Source organism: Methanosarcina spelaei, from assembly GCF_002287235.1.
Classification (GTDB): domain Archaea; phylum Halobacteriota; class Methanosarcinia; order Methanosarcinales; family Methanosarcinaceae; genus Methanosarcina; species Methanosarcina spelaei.
This window is the reverse complement of record NZ_LMVP01000300.1, coordinates 1-1,118: the sequence shown is the minus strand read 5'-3', so window position 1 is coordinate 1,118 and position 1,118 is coordinate 1. Positions and strand designations below refer to the sequence as shown.

1 protein-coding gene is annotated in these 1,118 nt (G+C 35.8%); it reads left to right on the top strand.

Features of this window, described 5'->3' with window-relative positions:
• The first annotated feature begins 157 nt into the window (after positions 1 to 157).
• On the top strand, positions 158 to 766 hold the full coding sequence (locus tag ASJ81_RS13195; RefSeq protein ID WP_095644819.1) for a nitroreductase: 609 nt from the start codon (positions 158 to 160) through the stop codon (positions 764 to 766).
• Positions 767 to 1,118 lie beyond the last annotated feature (352 nt).

Sequence of the window (1,118 nt, the reverse complement as noted above, 5' to 3'; positions counted from 1 at the left end):
CTTAGTGTCAAATTACTTAGTGTCAAATTAACTAAACTTTTTATTGAGTTTAATTGTAGCGACTTTACTGACTCTTAGACTCTTTCCAATAAACGTTATTTTTAATCTGAGATAGCAATTAAATAGATTCACTCTTCATTCTGTTAATGGTGATTTCTTGACCGACAATATCAAAAATATCGAAGAAAATATTTCAAACGCCGTGCTGGACAATATTTATCAACGGCGATCTGTGCGCAATTTTTCTGATAAAGAGATTTCCGACGAAATAATCAAAGAGATTATAAGAGCAGGAACATATGCCCCCACAGCCGTGAATAAGCAGCCATGGCGGTTTGTTGTCATAAAAAATAAGCAGCTCATCGAGGAATATGATGACCGTGCTAAGAAAGCTTTTCTTGCTGCATACAAAGATACCGAAAACCCGGATCTGGCAAAGTTTGTGCAATTTTTATCTAAACCGTCAACTCGAATCTTCTATGGTGCGCCTGTCCTTATTTTAGTGTTTGCGTCCCGTGATGTTATCAATGAGCATGACTGTGCTCTAGCTGCTGAGAATATGATGCTTGCAGCCCAATCTTTAGGGATCGGCAGCTGCTGGATAGACCTGGCTGAAGGTTTGGGTTACGATATTGAATTCCTGAAGGAAGTTGGAGTGCCAGAGGGTCATAAGCTTATCGCACCGCTGATTTTCGGATACCCGACAAAGCAGAACCTTAAAGCACCTGCTCGTAATGCTGATGTCATATTAAAATGGATAAATTAATCTCCAAAATAAGGACATATTAAAAATTTCCCACTATCTCGGGTTTATAATCTATTTAGAGCCTATCCTATGTGTTTTTATTCACTTATCTTTTTTGAAAATATGAAAAGAAGTTTAATATGTTCTATGCTACGAGGATCACAGGTTAAAAAGAAACGAAAAAAATTAGAATAAGAAAAATACGAAAAGGTCTATAGATCCGATAGCAGGGGCAGCTAATGTTTCTTAAACGAATGGATAAATGTGGTTAACGCATCAACTGTTTCGGCTTTAATGTATCATTTTGTATTTGTATCATTTTGTATTTGTATCATTTTGTATTTGTATCATTTTGTATTTGTATCATTTTATA